Source organism: Streptomyces torulosus (genome assembly GCF_001419765.1).
Taxonomy (GTDB): domain Bacteria; phylum Actinomycetota; class Actinomycetes; order Streptomycetales; family Streptomycetaceae; genus Streptomyces; species Streptomyces torulosus.
Genome location: NZ_LIRK01000080.1, coordinates 1 through 19,006, shown reverse-complemented (window position 1 = coordinate 19,006; position 19,006 = coordinate 1). Strand labels below are relative to the sequence as shown.

Here is a 19,006-nt window from a genome sequence, read left to right as displayed (position 1 = left end):
AGGCCGACGCCACCGCGACGGCGGCGTTCGCGATGGGGGTGGAGGGGGTCGAGTGGGCCGCGTCGAGGGAGGGGTGCGAGGTGTTCGCGGTCGACGCGGATCGGAAGGTGCACCGGACTCCGGGGTTGCCGGTGGCGGCGACGACCTGAGGGGCGGCTGTCGGCGCCTCAGGGCTCGGGGGTGCGTGTCGTAGGGCGACTGCGGGTGATTGGTGATTGTTCGCGCAGTTCCCCGCGCCCCTTCAGGGGTGGGGCTCCGGTGCCATATGTGCCGGGCCGTTGTCGGCGCCTTCGAGCTCGGGGGCGAGTGCGGTACGGCGACTGCGGGTGGTTCGTGATTGTTCGCGCAGTTCCCCGCGCCCCTTCAGGGTGGGGGTGCCATATGTACCGGGCCGTTGTCGGCGCCTTCGAGCTCGGGGGCGAGTGCGGTACCGCGACTGCGGGTGGTTCGTGGTTGTTCGCGCAGTTCCCCGCGCCCCTTGAAGGGCTGCGCCCCGGTGTCAGAGTTTGGCGGCGGTGGTCCGGTCCTCCGAAATTGCGTTGCGGGGTGCGGCCGGTGGCGTCGACAGTGGCGCCATGACGATGACGCACTCCGCCGCGCTGCCGGCCGGTATGACCGTACGCCCGGCGCGTGTTGAGGACGCGGTGGCGGTGTGTGCTCTGCTCAATGAGGTCGACCGGCTGGAGATCGGCCGGGCCGAGACGGAGCTCGCCGAGGTCCAGGCGGATCTGAGGCATCCCGAGGTGGACCTGGAGCGGGACTCCTGGCTGCTGTTCGACGGGGACCGGCTCGTCGGGTACGGCCTGATGTGGGACGAGTCGGGCGGTGAACGCATCGACATGGACCACTACGCGCTGCCGGACCGGCCGCTCGGCGCCCTGCGCCTGTTCGAGCTGATGGAGGCCCGTGCCGCCGAGCGGGCCGCGGCCAACGGGGCGGACCGCGCGGTCGTGCACCTGCACCTCAACATCGCGCCCACCACGGACCTGGACGCCCTGCGCGGCCGGGGCTGGCGCCCGGTCCGCCGCTACCACGTGCTGGACCGGCCCCTGTCGGCCGCCGACACCATCCCCGTCCCGCCGCCCGGCGTGACGCTGCGGGCGTGCGCAAACGAGGCGGACCGCCGGCAGGCACACGCCCTGCTGCAGGCCTCCTTCGCCGACCACTTCGACTTCCAGCCGCGCACCTACGAGCAGTGGCTGGACGACATCGACGCCGAGAACGCCGACTGGTCGCTGATCTGGATCGCGCACGTCGACGGCCTGGGCGACGCGGCGGTCCTGCGCACCCGCGACGACCGTACGACCATGGCGTGGATCTCCTCCCTCGGCGTTCTCTCCGAGGCCCGCGGCCGGGGTCTCGGCAGCCATCTGCTGCGCCACGCCTTCGGCCACTACGCGGCGCGGGGCCGCGACCGCATCGGTCTCGGTGTCGACACCGACAACGGCTCCGGCGCCCTCGCGCTGTACGAGCGGCACGGCATGAAGCTGGACTTCGCCGTCGACACCTGGGAGCTCGTCCGCCCCGTGGTGTGAGAGGGGGCGGCGCTGTCGACAAAGCGTTGAATCGGTAGCACGGCATCACCTCAACGCGGCTGCTCATCGCGGTTCTTGGCGAGCGGCGATCCGACTTGTTCGACAGGTCGGACATGGTTCGAAACCTCTTGACGCCCCGCCACGCCTCGATTGACACTCTCGCAACACGACGTCACACAGCCGAAACGGCGGAGCACCCAGGGACGGGGTCCTTCGCCCTCGGCCGTCCCCCTTTTCCTGGTTCCGCCCCCTCATCAGCCGTGCTCTCAGCAGGGAAACACCATATGACGTACATCGCAGGTCCACGTGGCCGCGCGAGACGCCGGGCAGGCCGGCTCGCCGGGTTGACCGCCGCGTCACTGCTCCTGGGCCTCGCCGGGCCGGTCGCCCCCGCCGTCGCGGACGGCGCGGACCTCACCGACGGCCTGGCCCTCTGGTACAAGCTCGACGCCACCTCCGGCACCACCGTCACCGACGCCTCCGGCAACGGCCGGGACGGCACGGTGAACGGCACCGCCGGCTGGACGGGCGACGGCCAGGGCCTGACGTTCAACGGTTCGGACACCTATGTGAAGGTGCCGAACGACGTCATGAAGGGCATGAACTCCATCAGCGTCTCCATGGACGTGCTGATGGACGAGTCGCAGGCCGGCCCGTACTTCATCTACGGCTTCGGCAACACCAGCGGCGGCACGGGCAACGGGTACCTGTTCACCACCGGCAACACGTTCCGGACCGCCATCGCCTCCGGGAACTGGTCGACCGAGCAGAACACCCGGCCCGGCGACTCGCACAACCTGACCCGCTCGGTGTGGAAGCAGCTCACGTACACACAGACCGGCACCACGGGCGTGCTGTACGAGGACGGCGTCGAGGTCGGCCGCAACACCTCCGTCACCACCACGCCGGGCTCGATCGGCTCGGGCACCACGACCGCCAACTACATAGGCAAGTCGGTCTACACCGGGGACAAGCTCTTCAAGGGCAAGATCCGTGACTTCCGGGTGTACGACCGCGCCCTCGCCGCCACCGAGGTCGAGCAGCTCTCGCTCCCCGTGGCCGTCCAGGGCGTCGCCGCCGACAAGGCCGCTCTCACCCTCGGTGACACGAGTGCGGTGACCGCCGACCTGGACCTGCCGAAGACCGGTACGGCCGGGGGCTCCTCCATCAGCTGGAAGAGCGACAACACCTCGGTGGTCGCGGACTCCGGCGCGGTGACCCGCCCCTCCGCCGGTGAGCCGAACGGCCACGCCACCCTCACGGCGACCCTGAAGCGGGGCTCCGTGACGGACACCAAGACCTTCGAGGTCACGGTCCTGCCGTCCTTCGACGACACCACGGCCGTCAAGCAGGCCGCCGAGGCGCTGACCGTCCACAACGCCGACGACGCCCGCGGCAACCTCACGCTCCCGACCTCCGGCGACTTCGGCACCAAGGTGTCGTGGTCCTCCGCGGACCCGGACGTCGTGACCGACGACGGTGTGGTCCACCGCCCGGCGCACGGCGACGGCGGCACGACCGCCGAGCTGACCGCGACCGTCACCAAGAACGACGCGAAGACCACCCGCGCCTTCACCGTGAAGGTGCCGGAGCTGCCGAAGAAGGAAGCCCGCAAGGGCTACATGTTCAGCTACTTCACCGGCGAGGGCACCTCGGACGGCGAGCAGCTCTACTTCGCGCTCAGCAAGGGCAACGACCCGCTGAAGTGGCGTGAGCTGAACGACGGCAAGCCCGTCCTCACCTCCTCGCTCGGCGAGAAGGGCCTGCGCGACCCGTTCATCATCCGCTCCCCCGAGGGCGACAAGTTCTACCAGATCGCCACCGACCTGAAGATCTACGGCAACGGCGACTGGGACCGCTCGCAGCGCTCCGGCAGCAAGTCCATCATGGTCTGGGAGTCCACCGACCTGGTGAACTGGACCAACCAGCGCCTGGTCAAGGTCTCCCCCGACGCGGCCGGCAACACCTGGGCCCCCGAGGCGTACTACGACGAGAAGCTCGGCGAGTACGTCGTCTTCTGGGCGTCGAAGCTGTACGACAACGAGGCGCACACCGGCGACACGTACAACCGCATGATGTACGCGACGACCCGCGACTTCTACACGTTCAGCGAGCCCAAGGTCTGGATCGACCGCGGCTACTCGGTCATCGACTCCACGGTCATCCAGCACGACGGCACGTACTTCCGCCTCTCCAAGGACGAGCGGAACAACAGCTCCTCCACCCCCAACAGCAAGTTCATCTTCGAGGAGAAGAGCGACTCGCTGCTCGACCTGTCCTGGGACCCGGTCGCCGAGGGCATCGGCAAGGGCGCGATGAGCGCGGCCGAGGGCCCGCTGGTGTTCAAGTCGAACACCGAGGACAAGTGGTACGCGTTCCTCGACGAGTTCGGCGGACGCGGCTACATCCCCTTCGAGACCACCGACCTCGCCTCCGGCGTGTGGACGCCGTCCGGCTCGTACGACCTGCCGGCCAAGCCCCGGCACGGCACGGTGCTGCCGGTGACGCAGGCCGAGTACGACCGGCTGCTGAGCACCTACCAGCCGGACCAGATCGTCAAGAGCGTCGAGGACATCAAGGTCGACACGCGCATCGGTGAGGCCCCGGTGCTGCCCGCCACCGTCATCGCCGAGTACGCCGACGGCACCAAGAAGCCCATCGCGGTCACCTGGGCCGACGTGGACGCGTCGAAGTACGCGCAGGCCGGCACGTTCACGGTCGAAGGCACCCTGCCGGGCGACGCCACGATCGGGGTCCGCGCCGAGGTCACCGTCTCCGAGAAGGGCCCGGACGTCCCGACGGACCTGGTCCTGCACTACGGCTTCGACGAGACCGGCGGCAGCATCGTCCGCGACTCCAGCGGCCACGGCTACCACGGCACCTATGTCCGTACGCCCGACTTCGGGACCGGTGTCGACGGCGGCTCGTTCAAGATGTCCGGCGGCAACAGCGGCTCCAACTCGCCGTACGTGAAGATCCCGAACGGGGTCCTCAAGGGCGCGAGCGGCGTCACCGTCTCCACGTACGTCAAGTGGAAGGGCGGCGACAACTTCCAGTGGCTGTTCGGCCTCGGCCCCGACAGCAACAAGTACCTCTTCGCCACCCCGTCCAACGGCGCCGGGAAGCTGTTCTCCGCGATCACCAAGGCCACCTGGTCCGGAGAGAAGCAGATGATCGGCGGCTCCCCGCTCACCCAGGGCGAGTGGAAGCACCTCACCGTCACGCTGGACGGCGCGACGGAGACGGCGATCCTCTACGTGGACGGCGCCGAGGTGGCCCGCGTCAACGGTGTCACCATCAAGCCGTCCGACCTGTACGACTCCGCCAAGGACTACTCCGGCTACATCGGCAGGTCCATGTACGCCCCGGACCCGTACTTCGGGGGCGAGGTCGACGACTTCCGGATCTACAACCGGGCCCTGTCGCCCGCCGAGGTCCTGGAGCTCGGCGGCAACACCACCGGGATCGCGGCGGCGACCCACCCGGCGCTCAAGGTCGACGCGATCATCGACGACAAGGACAGCAAGATCGTCCTGCCGCTGACGGAGGGCAGCGACATCACCGCCCTGGCACCGGAGTTCACCCTGGCCCACGGCGCGACCATCAGCCCGGCCTCCGGCACCCTGCGCGACTTCAGCGAGCCTAAGACGTACGAGGTCACCGGCTCGGACGGCAAGAAGCGCACCTGGACGGTCTCGGCTCTGATCATGAAGAGCCCGGTCCTGCCGGGGCTCAACGCCGACCCGAACATCGTCCGCTTCGGCGACACCTTCTACATCTACCCGACCACCGACGGCTTCGAGGGCTGGAGCGGTACGCAGTTCAAGGCTTACTCGTCCAAGGACCTGGTCCACTGGAAGGACCACGGCGTCATCCTCGACCTCGGCCCTGACGTCTCCTGGGCCGACAGCCGGGCCTGGGCGCCGACCATGGAGGAGAAGAACGGCAAGTACTACTTCTACTTCTGCGCCGACGCCAACATCGGTGTCGCGGTCTCCGACTCGCCGACCGGCCCGTTCAAGGACGCGCTGGGCAAGCCGCTGCTGAAGGCGGGCGACCGCCCCGGCCAGATGATCGACCCGGCGGTCTTCACCGACGACGACGGCCAGTCGTACCTCTACTTTGGCAACGGCCGCGCCTATGTCGTCCCGCTCAACGACGACATGGTCTCCTTCGACGCCTCGAAGGTCACCGACATCACCCCCAGCGGCTACAACGAGGGCACCTTCGTCGTCAAACGCAAGGGCACCTACTACTTCATGTGGTCGGAGAACGACACACGTGACGAGAACTACCGGGTCGCCTACGCCACCGGCTCCTCGCCCACCGGCCCCTGGACCAAGCAGGGCGTGATCCTGGAGAAGGACCTCTCCCTCGGCATCAAGGGCCCCGGCCACCACTCGGTGGTGCAGGTACCGGGCACCGACGACTGGTACATCGCCTACCACCGCTTCGCCATCCCCGGCGGAGACGGCACCCACCGCGAAACCACCATCGACAAGATGGAGTTCGATGCCGACGGCCTGATCAAGAAGGTCGTCCCCACCCTCGGCAGCATCGACCCGGTCACCATCGCCCGGGCCGGTCAGGACGCCAAGGGCAAGGAGGGCGAGCGCATCGAGCTGGACGGCACCGTCTCCGGGGCGGCCACCCCCAAGTGGACCGTCGAGGTGGGCGCGCCCTGCGTCTTCGCCGACGCGTCCGCCGCGAGGACGACGATCACCTGCGCCGACAACGGCATCTACACGGTGACCCTGACCGGCGGCCGCAGCAGCGACAAGGCCACCGTGACCGTCACCAACGCGGCCCCGGTGATCACCTCCGCGACCGGCCCGAAGTCGCCGGTGGCGGCGGGCAAGGGCACCTCGGTCACGGTGAAGTTCACCGACCCGGGCACCGCCGACAAGCACACCTGCAAGGTCGACTGGAAGGACGGCACCAAGCCGACGGCCGGCAAGGTCACCGCCGGCGTCTGCAAGGGCGAGCACGTCTACCGCAAGGCCGGTATCCACCGCCCGGTGGTCACGGTCACCGACGACGACGGCGCCTCGGACACCGCCAAGCTCCCCGAGCTGATCGTCTACGACCGCGCCGCGGGCTCCGCGACCGGTGCCGGGACGTTCACCTCCCCGAAGGGCGCCTACCCGGCCAAGGCCGCTCTGACCGGCAAGGCGGCCTTCTCCTTCCTCGCCAAGTACACGAAGAACGCCACCGTCCCCACGGGCAGGGCCTCCTTCGACTTCGGCGCGGCGAGGCTGAAGTTCCGCTCCACGGGCTCCGACTGGCTCGTGGTGACCGGTGACAAGGCCGTCTACCAGGGCTCCGGCAAGGTCGGCGGCACGAGCGGCTACGCCTTCCGGATCACCGCGACCGACGGCCCGGACACCTTCAAGATCAAGATCTGGAAGAAGTCCACCGGCAAGGTCGTCTACGAGAACACCAAGGCCGCGACGACGAGGGGAATCAGCGTCGGCCGCTAGGCGGTGAACCGCTCCACCGAGGGGCGCCCGGACATGTTCCGGGCGCCCCTCGGCACGTCGGCGGCCGGAATGTGCGAGGTCCGGTCCCGCGTGTGTCGGGGGCGTCGGGAATCCCGGCGCCCCCGGAGCGTTGAACCTCCTGTGACCTCCGTGCTCTCCTCGACCCGTTTCTCCGTCCTCGACCGCTCCCGCGTCCGGGAGGGTCACGGCGCGCCCGAGGCCCTGCGGGACACCGTGCGGCTGGCGCGGGACGTGGAGAAGCTGGGGTTCCACCGGTTCTGGGTCTCGGAGCACCACGGGGTGCCGGGGGTGGCCGGTTCCGCGCCGACGGTCCTGGCGGCGGCCGTCGCGGCGGCCACCCGCACGATCCGGGTGGGCACCGGCGGAGTGATGCTGCTCAACCACCGCCCCCTGGTCGTGGCCGAGCAGTTCGGCGTGCTGGAGTCCCTGTTCCCGGGGCGCGTCGACATGGGCCTCGGCCGCTCCGTGGGCTTCACCGACGGCGTCCGCAGGGCGCTGGGCCGGGACAAGGACGCCGCCGACACGGACGACTTCGCGGGACAGCTCGACGAGTTGCTCGGCTGGTTCCTCGGGACCTCCCCTACCGGCGTGCACGCGCGTCCCCCGGAGGGCATGTCCGTCCCGCCGTTCGTCCTGGCGATGGGCGAGGGCGCGCAGGTCGCCGCGCGGGCGGGCCTGCCGATGGTGATCGGCGACCTCCGCGCCCGGGACCGGATGCTGCGGGGCATCGAGCGGTACCGCGCCGAGTTCCGGCCGTCCGTCTGGGCGGCGGAGCCGTACGTCGTGGTCTCCGGTACGGTCGCCGTCGCCGCGACCCCGCAGGAGGCCCACCGCATCCTCCTGCCCGAGGCCCGGGCGATGGCGTACTCCCGCACCCACGGCACGTTCCCGCCGCTCGCCCCCGCGGAGGAGATCGAGCGGCGGACCATGACGGCCAAGGAGCGCGGCTTCTACGAGTCCGGGCTCACCGGCCACGTCTTCGGCACCGAGGAGCAGGTGGCGCACGAACTGGAGTCGGTGATCAAGGAGACGGGCGCCCAGGAGGTGCTGGTCACGACCAGTACGTACGACCGTGCGGCGCTGCTGGACTCCTACCGGAGGCTCGCCCGGATCGCGGGCCTCGGCAGCACTTCCTGAACGCCCACGCGGCCTTCCGTGACGTGCGCGGTCATGGCCTCCCCATCGGTGACCGCCGTCTGCGCGGCCGCCGCCAGGGCGCGCCGGTCTGGGTGGGTGCCCGGGTCGATCAGGGGCCGTACGTCCAGTTCGGCGACGACTCCGCGCGCGGTGACCACACGCCACACGGACGTGAGGAGCGGGTCGTCCCCGACGTAGGCGGGCGCGGTGCTCGCCCCTCCCCCGGTGCACCGGTAGCGGACGCGCACCGGCTGTACGGGGACGCCCGCGTCGAGCGCGGCCTGGAAGACGGCCCGGCGGAAGCGCCCCTGGGCCCGGCCGCACCAGGTGCTGCCCTCGGGGAAGACGGCGACCGCCGTGCCGGCGCGCAGCACGTCGGCGATCCGGGCGACCGTGCCGGGCAGGGCGCGGATGCGGTCCCGTTCGATGAAGAGGGAGCCGCCCCGCTCGGCGAGGGTGCCGGCGACGGGCCAGCGCCGGATGTCGGACTTGGCGAGCATCCGCGCGGGGCGGACCGCCGCGAGGAGGGGTACGTCCAGCCAGGAGATGTGGTTGGCGACGAGGAGGAGGCCCCCGGCGGGCGGGGCGGTGCCGGTGATCCGTACGCGGACCCCCGAGGCCCGGACGATCCACCGGCACCAGTGCCGTACCGCGCCCGCCGGGATCCGGGGGCGGAGGGCGCTCAGGAGGATCCCGGCGAGGGTCAGCGCCAGGACCGCGGTGAGCCGCAGCACGGCCCGTGGCGCGGCGGCGGTCGGCCGCGCGGTGTCCACGCACGCCCGCGGGGTGCAGGGCGCGCCGGGCAGCCACACGCTCATCGCGTCAGGCCGCCGGGACGAGGGAGAGGAAGTGCCGCAGGTAGCGCGCGTTGACGCGGCGCATCGGCAGCAGGACGTACAGGTCGGCGACGCCGAAGTCGGGGTCGTGCGCGGGCTCGCCGCACACCCAGGCGCCGAGCCGCAGGTAGCCGCGCAGCAGCGGGGGCAGGTCGATGCGCTCGGCGGGGGCCTCGGCCTTGGGGATCCACGGCAGCAGCGGCCGGACGCGGTACTCCTCCGGCGCCAGGTACGTGTCCTTCACCCGGTCCCAGGTGGCGGTGGCGAGGGCGCCGCCGTCGGCGAGGGGGACGGAGCAGCAGCCGGCGAGCCACTCGTGGCCGTGGTCGAGCATGTAGCGGGCGATGCCGGCCCAGATGAGGCCGATGACGGCGCCGTCCCGGTGGTCGGGGTGCACGCAGGAGCGGCCGACCTCGACGAGGTTCGGGCGGATCGCGTCGATGCGGCCGAGGTCGAACTCGCCCTCCGAGTACAGTCGTCCGGCGACGGCGGCGCGCTCGGGCGGCAGCAGCCGGTAGGTGCCGACGACCTGCCCGGTCAGGGTCTCCCGGACGAGCAGGTGGTCGCAGTACGCGTCGAAGGCGTCGATGTCGAGGCCCGGCTGCGGGCCGGTCAGCAGGGCGCCCATCTCGCCGGCGAACACGTCGTGCCGCAGGCGCTGCGCGGCGCGTACGTCGGCTTCGTCGCGGGCGAGGGTGACGGTGTAGCGGGTGGGGACCGCTGACGGGGACGGCAGGGGCGGGGTGTCCAGAGCGGGTACGGCGGTCATGGCTCACTCCAGGTCACGGGCCGGTTCGGCCTGGGCGGAAGAGCGTGCCGGTCGGGTGCGGCGCGCTCGTACCTGTTCTCCCGACGTCGTCTGGCCGACGCGTGACCGAGGGCGGGAGCGCGGATGTGCGCTCGCTGAACGAACCGGGACGGCCCCCGGGAAACCAGACGGGGCCGGGGATGAGCACCACTCCCGGCCCCGCCCGTCCGCACCTGTCGGCGAACGTTTCCGTGTCCCGCTACCGCTTCCCGGCCTTCCGCGTGGCGCGCAGCCACTCCTTGTTCATGTTCGTGATGGAGACCAGGGGGATGCCCTTGGGGCAGGCGGTGGCGCACTCGCCGGCGAGGGTGCAGCCGCCGAAGCCCTCCTCGTCCATCCGGGCCACCATGTCGAGGACGCGGGTCTCGCGCTCGGGCGCCCCCTGCGGGAGCACGTTCAGATGGTTGACCTTGGCGGAGGTGAACAGCATCGCCGCCCCGTTGGGGCAGGCGGCCACGCACGCCCCGCAGCCGATGCACTCGGCGTGTTCGAAGGCGAAGTCCGCGTCCGGCTTCGGCACGGCCGTGGCGTGGGCCTCCGGCGCGGATCCGGTGGGGGCGGTGATGTAGCCGCCGGCCTGGATGATCCTGTCGAACGCGGACCGGTCCACGACGAGGTCCTTGATCACCGGGAACGCCGAGGCCCGCCACGGCTCCACGTCGATCGTGTCGCCGTCCGCGAAGGACCGCATGTGCAGCTGGCAGGTGGTCGTCCGCTCGGGGCCGTGCGCGTCCCCGTTGATGACCAGCGAGCACGCCCCGCAGATGCCCTCCCGGCAGTCGTGGTCGAACGCCACGGGGTCCTCACCGCGCAGGATGAGGTCCTCGTTGAGGGTGTCGAGCATCTCCAGGAAGGACATGTCGGGCGAGATGTCGTCCACCTCGTACGTGGACATGGCGCCTTCGGTGTCGGCGGCGCGCTGTCGCCAGACGCGCAGGGTGAGCTTCATGCGTAGCTCCGCTGGGTGGGGTGGACGTACTCGAAGACGAGGTCTTCCTTGTGCAGGACGGGGGCGGTGCCGGTGCCCGTGAACTCCCAGGCGGCCGCGTACGAGAAGGTGTCGTCCTTGCGTTCCGCCTCGCCGTCCGGGGTCTGGGACTCCTCGCGGAAGTGCCCGCCGCACGACTCGGCGCGGTGCAGCGCGTCGAGGCACATCAGCTCGGCGAGCTCCAGGTAGTCGACGATCCGGTTGGCCTTCTCCAGGGACTGGTTGAACTCCTCGCCCGTCCCCGGGACCTTGATCCGCCGCCAGAACTCCTCGCGGATCTGCGGGATCCGCTCCAGGGCCTTGCGCAGGCCGCTCTCGGTGCGGGCCATGCCACAGAACTCCCACATCAGCTCGCCGAGTTCGCGGTGGAAGGAGTCGGGCGTACGGTCGCCGTCGACGGCCAGGAGCAGGTGCATCCGGTCCTCGGTCTCGGCGAGGACCTCCTGCACGACGGGGTGTTCGGGGCCGACCTCGCCCTGGCGGGGGTGACGGGCGAGGTAGTCGTTGATCGTCGCCGGGAGGACGAAATACCCGTCGGCGAGGCCCTGCATCAGCGCGGAGGCGCCGAGCCGGTTGGCCCCGTGGTCGGAGAAGTTGGCCTCGCCGATCGCGAACAGGCCGGGGACGGTGGTCTGGAGGTCGTAGTCGACCCACAGTCCGCCCATCGTGTAGTGCACGGCCGGGTAGATCCGCATGGGGACCCGGTACGGATCCTCGTCGGTGATCCGCTGGTACATGTCGAAGAGGTTGCCGTACTTGGCCTCGACGGCGGCCCGGCCCATCCGCTCGATGGCGTCGGCGAAGTCGAGGTAGACGCCCTGCCCGCCGGGTCCGACGCCCCGGCCCTCGTCACAGACGTTCTTCGCGGCGCGGGAGGCGATGTCGCGGGGCACCAGGTTGCCGAAGGAGGGATAGATGCGCTCCAGGTAGTAGTCGCGCTCGTCCTCGGGGATCTCGTGCGGTGGCCGCTGGTCGCCCTTCGCCTTCGGCACCCAGATCCGGCCGTCGTTGCGCAGCGACTCGCTCATCAGCGTCAGCTTGGACTGGTGGTCGCCGGTGCGCGGGATGCACGTCGGATGGATCTGGGTGAAGCACGGGTTGGCGAACAGCGCGCCCCGCCGGTGCGCCCGCCAGACGGCGGTCGCGTTGGAGTTCATGGCGTTGGTCGACAGGTAGAAGACGTTGCCGTAGCCGCCGGACGCGAGGACGACGGCGTCCGCGAAGTAGGTGTCGATCTTCCCGGTGATGAGATCCCGGGCGACGATGCCGCGGGCGCGCCCGTCGACGACGATCAGGTCGAGCATCTCGGTGCGCGGGTGCATCTCGACGTTCCCGGCGGCGATCTGCCGGCTGAGGGCCTGGTAGGCGCCGAGCAGCAGCTGCTGGCCCGTCTGCCCGCGGGCGTAGAAGGTGCGGGAGACCTGGACGCCGCCGAAGGAGCGGGTGTCGAGCAGGCCGCCGTACTCGCGGGCGAACGGCACGCCCTGGGCGACGCACTGGTCGATGATCTCCACGGAGATCTGTGCGAGCCGGTGGACGTTGGACTCGCGGGCCCGGAAGTCGCCGCCCTTGACGGTGTCGTAGAACAGCCGGTGGACGGAGTCGCCGTCGTTGCGGTAGTTCTTCGCGGCGTTGATGCCGCCCTGGGCGGCGATCGAGTGGGCACGGCGCGGGGAGTCCTGGTAGCAGAACTGGACGACGTGGTAGCCCTGTTCGGCGAGCGTGGCCCCGGCGGAGCCGCCGGCGAGCCCGGTGCCGACGACGATGACGGTGTGCTTGCGGCGGTTGGCGGGGTTGACGAGCCTGGCCTCGAAGCGGCGCTTGTCCCAGCGCTCGGCGATCGGGCCCTCGGGCGCCCTGGTGTCCACGACAGGGTCCCCGGTCGTGTAGTGCGCGTACGCGGAGGACGTACTCATGGTCAGCTCACCACTCCGGTCATGACGGCGACGGGTACGGAGACGAAGCCCAGGGTCAGCACCAGCGCGAGGACGTTCGCGATGGCCTTCAGAGCCCGGTCACGGGTGCGGCTGCCGGCGCCGAGGGTCTGCGCGGCGCTCCAGAAGCCGTGCCGGATGTGCAGGCCGAGGGCGAGCATCGCGACGAGGTAGATGACGTTGCCGTACCAGGTGGAGAAGGTGTCGATCACGTTCTGGTACGGGTGACCGGACTGGAAGCCGTTCGGGTGGACGGTGCCGGTCGTCAGGTCGAGGATGTGCCAGACGATGAACAGTCCGAGGATGACGCCGCCCCACCGCATGGTGCGGGTCGCGTAGCTCGCCCGGCGCCTGGTGTGCACGTACTTGGTGGGCCGGGCTCTGATGTCCCGGCGGCTGAGCTGGTAGGCGGCCGTGGCGTGGGCGACGACCGCGGCGACGAGGACCACGCGGACGATCCACAGCGCCCATTCGTGGTGGAGGAAGGGCTCGCCGAGGGTGCGCAGCCAGTGCGCGTACCCGTTGAACTCGGCCGAGCCGAAGAAGATCTTGAGGTTGCCCAGCATGTGGACGACCAGATACGCCAGCATGATCAGACCGCTGACGGCCATCACCGTCTTCTTGCCGACGGAGCTGTCCCACACCGTGCGTGCCATGGACGGTTTTCGGTCCGTCCGCGTTGCCAGAGCCATGGAACAAGACGCTAGGACCGGCACCCCTCATCGGTCCAAGACATGATGCGGCTCGATTCGATAGCTGGAAACTATCGTCCCGTATCGTGGAGGGGTGCAGTTCCAGCAGCTCCAGTACTTCGTGGCGGTCGCCGAGACCCGGCACTTCACCCGTGCCGCCGAGCTGGTCCATGTCGCCCAGCCCTCGCTGTCGCAGCAGATCAAGGCGCTGGAACGGGAGTTGGGCGCCGATCTGTTCCTGCGGGCACGCGGCAACATCACGCTCACCGACGCCGGTGAGGCCCTGCTGCCGCTGGCCCGCCGCATCCTGGCCGACACGGACACGGCCCGGCTGGAGGTGCAGGAACTGGTGCAGCTGCGCCGGGGCCGGGTCCGGCTGGGCGCGACCCCGAGCCTGTGCACCGGTCTGCTGCCCGACGTGCTGCGGGCCTTCCACGACCGCTACCCCGGCATCCGGCTGCTGGTCGAGGAGGGCGGCTCCCACGACCTCGTACGGCAGCTCGCGCGCGGCGCCCTCGACCTGGCCCTGGTCGTCCTGCCCCTGCCGACGCCGTCCCCCGCGCTGACCACGGTGGAGCTGCTGCGCGAGGACCTGGTGGTGGTGTCCTCCCCGGACGCGCCCGGGCCCGGCGAGGGGCGGCGCACGATCCGGGTCGCCGATCTCGACGGCGAGCGGCTCGTGATGTTCCGGCACGGCTACGACCTGCGGGAACTGACCGTGGCCGCATGCCGGGCGGAGGGCTTCGAACCGGACTTCGCGGTGGAGGGCGGTGAGATGGACGCGGTGCTGGGGTTCGTCCGGGCGGGGCTGGGGGTGGCCGTGGTCCCACGCATGGTGGCGACCGGCGCGGGCCGTGGCCTACGGGTCACCCCCTTGGCCCGCCCCGGTCTGCACCGCACCATCGCCCTGGCCCACCGCAGCGATGTGGCTCCGCCGAGAGCCGCGAGGGAGTTGCAGCGGATGTTGGTGGAGCGGTGAGCGTGCGCTGCTGTTCCCGGGCGCGCCGTTGGAAATGAGCACCGTTCGGGTCTACGGATGCGCTGTGACTTGTCGCGCAGTTCCCCGCGCCCCTGTAGGGGCGCTGCCGCGCCCTACCCCGTCGCGTCCACCAGTGCCAGTTCGTGCAGGCGTTCCGGTGGGCCCGGGCGGGCGTAGTACCAGCCCTGGGCCGTGTCGCAGCCGAGTACCCGCAGTTGCTCGGCCTGCGCGCCCGTCTCGACGCCCTCGACGGTGACCGCGAGGTCGAGGCTGTGGGCGAGGGAGACGATGCCCTCGACGATCTTCAGATCGACGGGGTCCGCCGGGAACTGCTGCATGCCCTGCGTGAAGGACCGGTCCAGCTTCAGCACACGGACCGGCAGCCGCCGCAGGTTGGCGAGGTTGGAGTAGCCGGTGCCGAAGTCGTCGAGGGCGATGTCGATGCCCATCTCGGAGAGCCTGCGCAGCGGTTTGAGCAGATCGTCGTCGGCGCCGATCAAGGCGGACTCGGTCACCTCCAGGCACAGGGCGTCGGGTTCGAGGCCGGCCCGCTCCAGGATCTCCACGGTGTCCTGCACCAGCCCGGGATGCGTGAGCTGGCACGGCGACAGGTTCACGTTGACGCGCAGCGGCCCCGTACCGCCGTGCCGTCGCTGCCATTCGCGGGCCTGGCGCACCGACTGCTCCAGCACCCAGCGGCCGAGCGGCACGATCAGGCCGGTGCGCTCGGCGAGCGGGATGAAGCGGTCGGGGCCGAGCACGCCGTGCTGCGGATGCAGCCAGCGGACCAGCGCCTCCGCGCCGCGCACGGTGCCGTCGCCGAGATGGACGAGCGGCTGGTACTCGATGAAGAACTCGCCCCGGTCGAGGGCGGCGGGCAGGGCCGTGGTGAGCCCGTGCCGGGTGATGGCGCGGGCGTCGGCCTCGGCGTCGGCGACCTCGTAGCGGTTGCCGCCCGCCGACTTGGCCCGGTACATCGTGATGTCGGCGCTGCGCAGCACCTCCGCCGGGCCGCGCTCGCCCGCCGGCCCCTCGACGATGCCGATGCTGCCGCGGACGAGGAGTTCCCGGCCGTCGATGCGGACGGGGGTGACCAGCGCGTTCATGATGCGGTCGGCGAGGTCGTCGACCTCGCTCTCGGTGTCGGGGCCGGTGGTCAGCGCCACGAACTCGTCGCCGCCGAGCCGGGCGACCATCTCACCGGGAGCGGTCGCGCAGGACTGGAGCCGGTCGGCGACCTCGACGAGCAGCCGGTCGCCGGCCGCGTGGCCGAGGCTGTCGTTGATGGCCTTGAAACCGTCCAGGTCGAGGTAGCACAGGCCGAACCGCTGGCCGTCGCCCGCCGCGAGGGCCTTCTCCAGGCGCTCGAAGAACAGGGTGCGGTTGGGCAGTCCGGTGAGCGCGTCGTGCGTGGCCTCGTAGCGGAGGCGGAGATTGAGCAGACGGCGCTCGGTGGTGTCCTCCATCAGCGCCAGCTGGTACTGGGGGTTGCCGTCCGCGTCCCGCAGCAGGGAGACCGTCAGATTGGTCCACAGGACCGTTCCGTCGGGGCGGTGGAACGCCTTCTCGGTGTGGTAGTGCTCGCGTTCGGCCCGCACCAGTTCCTCGTAGAGGCGCCACACCTGCGGCGCGTCCTCGGGGTGCGTCCACTCAACGACACAACGCCCGAGCATCGTCTGCTCGGTGACGCCGAACATGCGCAGCAGCGCGCCGTTGACCTGGAGGATGTTGCCGTCGAGGTCGGCGATGCCGATGCCTATGGCGGCGCCCTCGAACACCGCGCGGAAGCGGGCCTCGGTGGCGTGCAGCGCCCGGGCGACGGCGCCCTGCGCCTCCAGGGCCGCGCGGGCGATCGCCTCCTGCTCGGCCAGGGTCCGCTGCCGCAGCGCCTCGGCGTATCCGGCGGCCATCGCCGACTGCAGCCGCGCGGCGCGGGCGCGCAGATCCTCCTGGTGGCCGTCGCCGCCGCAGTAGAGCACCAGATAGGCGTCGACGCAGTCGAGGGCCCGGCTGAGGGCCTCGGGTTCGGTGCAGTGCGCCTCGACGAGGGCGGCACCGACGGCCCTGCCCTCCGCGGCGTCGTACGTCCTGGCCCGCAGCGCCTCGCTCAGGCGCCGGGCGAGCGGCAGGAGCAGTTCCTCGAACTCGGGGCGGGTCAGCGACGTGGAGGTGGCGGGGAAGACCGCGCGGCTCCAGATCGTCGCGAACCGGCGCAGTCTGTCCTCCGGCCCGTCCGGTTCCGCGCTCACGCTTTCGTCCCCACGCCGGCGAACCCGGAGAAGGCGTACGGATCCTCGTCCTCGGGAGCCGTGTCGGGCCGCCACTTCGCCATCGGCACCAGTCCGGGTTCCACCATGTCGTACCCCTCGAAGAACCGCGCGATCTCGTCGCGCGAGCGCATGATCAGCGGATTGCGAATGTCCTTGTACACGTCCACCGCGCCCTCGACCCGTTCCCGGGGAAGTGAAATCCCCTCGTAGGAGGCGTGCGAGACGACGAGCACGGAGCCGGGCGCGAGTGCGTCGCGCAACTCGGCCACCGCTCCGTACGGGTCGTCCGTGTCCTCCACGAAGTGCAGTATGGCAACCAGGAGCAGGGCCACTGGCCGGTTCAGGTCGATCAGCCGCTCGACCTGGGGGCTCGTGAGGACGTCCCGGGGCTTGCGCAGATCGGCCGCGACCACATCCGCGTCCTCGGCGCCCTCCAGAACTGCCTGGGTGTGTGCTACGGCGACCGGGTCGTGGTCGACGTAGACGACGCGCGCCCCGGGGGCGGCCTCCCTCGCCACTTCGTGCACGTTTCCGAAGGAGGGGATCCCGGATCCGATGTCCAGGAACTGGGTGATGCCCGCTCGGGCCGCGTACCGTACGGCGCGGCGCATGAAGGCGCGGTTGGCCTGCATGATCTTGGGCAGGCCCGGCACGAACTCCATGGCCCTGCGGGCCGCTTCCCGGTCGACCTCGAAGTTGTGCGAACCGCCCAGGTAGTAGTCGTACATGCGGGCCACGGACGGCATCGAGATGTCGATGCTCCGTGGAGCCCAGGCGGGACGCTCCATGTCTGTGACTCCAACGCGTCGGGGGCGGCGTAGGCGATCCGGTGTTCGAGCAGAGGCTACTGATCGTCCGCCAAAGGAGCGAGCGAAAACGGAAATTGACCGTCCGTTCAACGTCGCTGCCGTGGGCACATGCCCAATCGCCGCCCCGACCATGCCTGTTCACGCCCGAGCGCCGCCGGTTGTCCGCGACCGCGCGTACGGGCACGCCAAGCGACCCGCCCCCTCCGATGCGGTGCGGAGGGGGCGGGTCCTTGATCGGCCGCGCTGATGTGGTGCCTGGGGAAGGTGATCTCGTTACTGCGCGCCGATCGGCTCTCCGTCGCCGTTGATGGCGAACCAGGTGCCGCCCACACCCTGGCCCTTGGTGTCGCCCGGGGCCTTGTCACCGGCGAAGGTGTAGAGCGGGATGCAGTTGATGGTCTGCTGCTTGATGCCGTCGGGCCGGTCGAAGACGGTGTAGCCCTTCAGCAGGATGCCCTTGGTGTCGTTCTTGTCGACCGGGGCGACGACGGGCCACTTGTCGAGGCAGGCGCCGGTGCACTTGGTCGACATCGGCCACTGCTTGTCCTTGAGGAAGCGGTAGACCGTCATGCCGTTCTTGTCGACGACGACCTCGCCGAGCTTGGGGTCGTTGCGGGTGGTGAGACCGGCCTGCCCGACCGCCTCGCCACCGGCGTCGCCCGCGGCACCGGCACCGCCGCCGCCCTTGGTGGAGGCCTTCTTGCCGTTGGGGGCGGAGGCGAACCAGGTGCCCTTGAGGCCCTGGCCCTTGATGTCACCGGCCTTGGTGTCCTTGGCGAAGTAGTACTGCGGCCAGCCGGCGACGGTCAGCTGCTTGGTGCCGTCGGGGCGGGTGATCTCGCCGAGCAGCGCCTGGTCGACGCCTTCGGCGGCGGTGGCGCCCGCGGCCGGGACCGGCGGCCAGGTGGTGGCGCACTCGCCCTCGCAGGTCGTCTTCGGCGGCTCGAAGGAGTCCTTGTCGAAGCGGTACAGGGTGCGACCGGCGCTGTCGGTGAGGACCTTGCCGTACTCGTCGCTGTTCCACACGGTCAACTGGCCCGCGGACGCCGCCGTGGTCGACTGGGCCTGGTCCGACGTGTCGGTCCCGGCCGCGCCGGCCCCCGCGGTGCCGGCCGCCCCGGCGATGGTGCCGGCGCCGAGCGTCGGGGTGGAAGCGGCACCCACGTTCTGCGAGGACGTGGACCCCTGTTCCTGACCGCACGCCGTCGTCAGCGCCAGCACAGCCGCAGCTGAGGCTACGAGTGCGGCGCTCCGCCAGGAGGTGTTCATTCCAACTCCCCGTCAATCTTTGGGTGTTGCAGCGCCCTACTGCGCCGCTCGCTGGCCCTAGGTACGGGCGGGGGTGGTCGAAGTGTTCAACGGAACACAGATTTCTTTCGAAACTCCGCGCAGACCGCCCGCGGCGCGGCCCCACCAAAGCGTCGAAAGGACGGTCAGCGATCGACCCCCCGGTCAAACCTTCGTGGCCCGTTGTTCCCTCCTTTGGAGCAATCTGTAGGTGCTCCCGCGTACGCGGG

12 protein-coding genes and 1 pseudogene are annotated in these 19,006 nt (G+C 70.6%); 5 read left to right on the top strand and 8 right to left on the bottom strand.

Annotation, left to right across the window (positions count from 1 at the left end; genetic code table 11):
- The 4 genes and pseudogenes from AOK23_RS49460 to AOK23_RS06905 form a co-directional block, all read left to right on the top strand.
- A pseudogene (locus tag AOK23_RS49460) lies at positions 1-149 on the top strand (FAD:protein FMN transferase); the annotation flags it as partial.
- 426 nt (positions 150-575) lie between these two features.
- Positions 576-1,535 (top strand): GNAT family N-acetyltransferase, encoded by a 960-nt coding sequence (locus tag AOK23_RS06915; protein ID WP_107102742.1) that lies wholly within the window; start codon positions 576-578, stop codon positions 1,533-1,535.
- 284 nt (positions 1,536-1,819) lie between these two features.
- Positions 1,820-7,015 carry a family 43 glycosylhydrolase gene (locus AOK23_RS06910; RefSeq protein WP_055711858.1) on the top strand — a complete coding sequence of 1,732 codons (5,196 nt, stop codon included), beginning with the start codon at positions 1,820-1,822 and terminating at the stop codon, positions 7,013-7,015.
- Positions 7,016-7,156: 141 nt separating this feature from the next.
- On the top strand, positions 7,157-8,173 hold the full coding sequence (locus AOK23_RS06905; protein WP_055711857.1) for an LLM class flavin-dependent oxidoreductase: 1,017 nt from the start codon (positions 7,157-7,159) through the stop codon (positions 8,171-8,173).
- Here AOK23_RS06905 and AOK23_RS06900 read toward each other — a convergent pair.
- The 5 genes from AOK23_RS06900 to AOK23_RS06880 form a co-directional block, all read right to left on the bottom strand.
- On the bottom strand, positions 8,128-8,991 hold the full coding sequence (locus AOK23_RS06900) for a lysophospholipid acyltransferase family protein (protein ID WP_055711856.1): 864 nt from the start codon (positions 8,989-8,991) through the stop codon (positions 8,128-8,130). The genes AOK23_RS06905 and AOK23_RS06900 overlap by 46 nt on opposite strands.
- A 4-nt stretch (positions 8,992-8,995) precedes the next feature.
- Positions 8,996-9,778, bottom strand: coding sequence for a GNAT family N-acetyltransferase (locus AOK23_RS06895; protein WP_055711855.1), 783 nt, complete (start codon positions 9,776-9,778; stop codon positions 8,996-8,998).
- Positions 9,779-10,016: 238 nt separating this feature from the next.
- Entirely contained in the window at positions 10,017-10,766 is a 750-nt protein-coding gene (locus AOK23_RS06890) for a succinate dehydrogenase/fumarate reductase iron-sulfur subunit (RefSeq protein ID WP_055711854.1), read from the bottom strand.
- Positions 10,763-12,721: a fumarate reductase/succinate dehydrogenase flavoprotein subunit gene (locus AOK23_RS06885; protein ID WP_055711853.1), complete on the bottom strand. Its 1,959-nt coding sequence runs from the start codon at positions 12,719-12,721 to the stop codon at positions 10,763-10,765. The genes AOK23_RS06890 and AOK23_RS06885 overlap by 4 nt, the downstream gene beginning before the upstream one ends.
- Positions 12,722-12,723: 2 nt before the next feature.
- Complete coding sequence (locus tag AOK23_RS06880; protein ID WP_079049343.1) at positions 12,724-13,431, bottom strand: succinate dehydrogenase; 708 nt, start codon at positions 13,429-13,431, stop codon at positions 12,724-12,726.
- Between the two features lie 94 nt (positions 13,432-13,525).
- Here AOK23_RS06880 and AOK23_RS06875 point away from each other — a divergent pair, with 94 nt between their 5' ends.
- The gene (locus tag AOK23_RS06875; protein WP_055711851.1) at positions 13,526-14,410 is read left to right on the top strand and encodes a LysR family transcriptional regulator; all 885 of its coding nucleotides are present in this window, start codon (positions 13,526-13,528) and stop codon (positions 14,408-14,410) included.
- A 113-nt stretch (positions 14,411-14,523) separates the two neighbouring features.
- Here the strand turns inward: AOK23_RS06875 and AOK23_RS06870 are convergent, their stop codons facing one another.
- The 3 genes from AOK23_RS06870 to AOK23_RS06860 all read right to left on the bottom strand — a co-directional run bounded on the left by AOK23_RS06870 (position 14,524) and on the right by AOK23_RS06860 (position 18,758).
- Positions 14,524-16,659: a putative bifunctional diguanylate cyclase/phosphodiesterase gene (locus AOK23_RS06870; protein ID WP_055711850.1), complete on the bottom strand. Its 2,136-nt coding sequence runs from the start codon at positions 16,657-16,659 to the stop codon at positions 14,524-14,526.
- Positions 16,656-17,468: an SAM-dependent methyltransferase gene (locus AOK23_RS06865; protein WP_055711849.1), complete on the bottom strand. Its 813-nt coding sequence runs from the start codon at positions 17,466-17,468 to the stop codon at positions 16,656-16,658. Before AOK23_RS06865 ends, AOK23_RS06870 begins: the two co-directional genes overlap by 4 nt.
- 294 nt (positions 17,469-17,762) lie before the next feature.
- Positions 17,763-18,758 (bottom strand): SCO0930 family lipoprotein, encoded by a 996-nt coding sequence (locus tag AOK23_RS06860; protein WP_055711848.1) that lies wholly within the window; start codon positions 18,756-18,758, stop codon positions 17,763-17,765.
- Between the last annotated feature and the right edge of the window lie 248 nt (positions 18,759-19,006).

Bases quoted from the DNA above. Each gene is read 5' to 3' on its own strand.
- AOK23_RS06895 (WP_055711855.1), bottom strand. From the start codon at position 9,778: ATGACCGCCGTACCCGCTCTGGACACCCCGCCCCTGCCGTCCCCGTCA.
- AOK23_RS06865 (WP_055711849.1), bottom strand. From the start codon at position 17,468: ATGGAGCGTCCCGCCTGGGCTCCACGGAGCATCGACATCTCGATGCCG.
- AOK23_RS06860 (WP_055711848.1), bottom strand. From the start codon at position 18,758: ATGAACACCTCCTGGCGGAGCGCCGCACTCGTAGCCTCAGCTGCGGCT.
- AOK23_RS06910 (WP_055711858.1), top strand. From the start codon at position 1,820: ATGACGTACATCGCAGGTCCACGTGGCCGCGCGAGACGCCGGGCAGGC.
- AOK23_RS06890 (WP_055711854.1), bottom strand. From the start codon at position 10,766: ATGAAGCTCACCCTGCGCGTCTGGCGACAGCGCGCCGCCGACACCGAA.
- AOK23_RS06900 (WP_055711856.1), bottom strand. From the start codon at position 8,991: ATGAGCGTGTGGCTGCCCGGCGCGCCCTGCACCCCGCGGGCGTGCGTG.
- AOK23_RS06885 (WP_055711853.1), bottom strand. From the start codon at position 12,721: ATGAGTACGTCCTCCGCGTACGCGCACTACACGACCGGGGACCCTGTC.
- AOK23_RS06915 (WP_107102742.1), top strand. From the start codon at position 576: ATGACGATGACGCACTCCGCCGCGCTGCCGGCCGGTATGACCGTACGC.
- AOK23_RS06880 (WP_079049343.1), bottom strand. From the start codon at position 13,431: ATGGCTCTGGCAACGCGGACGGACCGAAAACCGTCCATGGCACGCACG.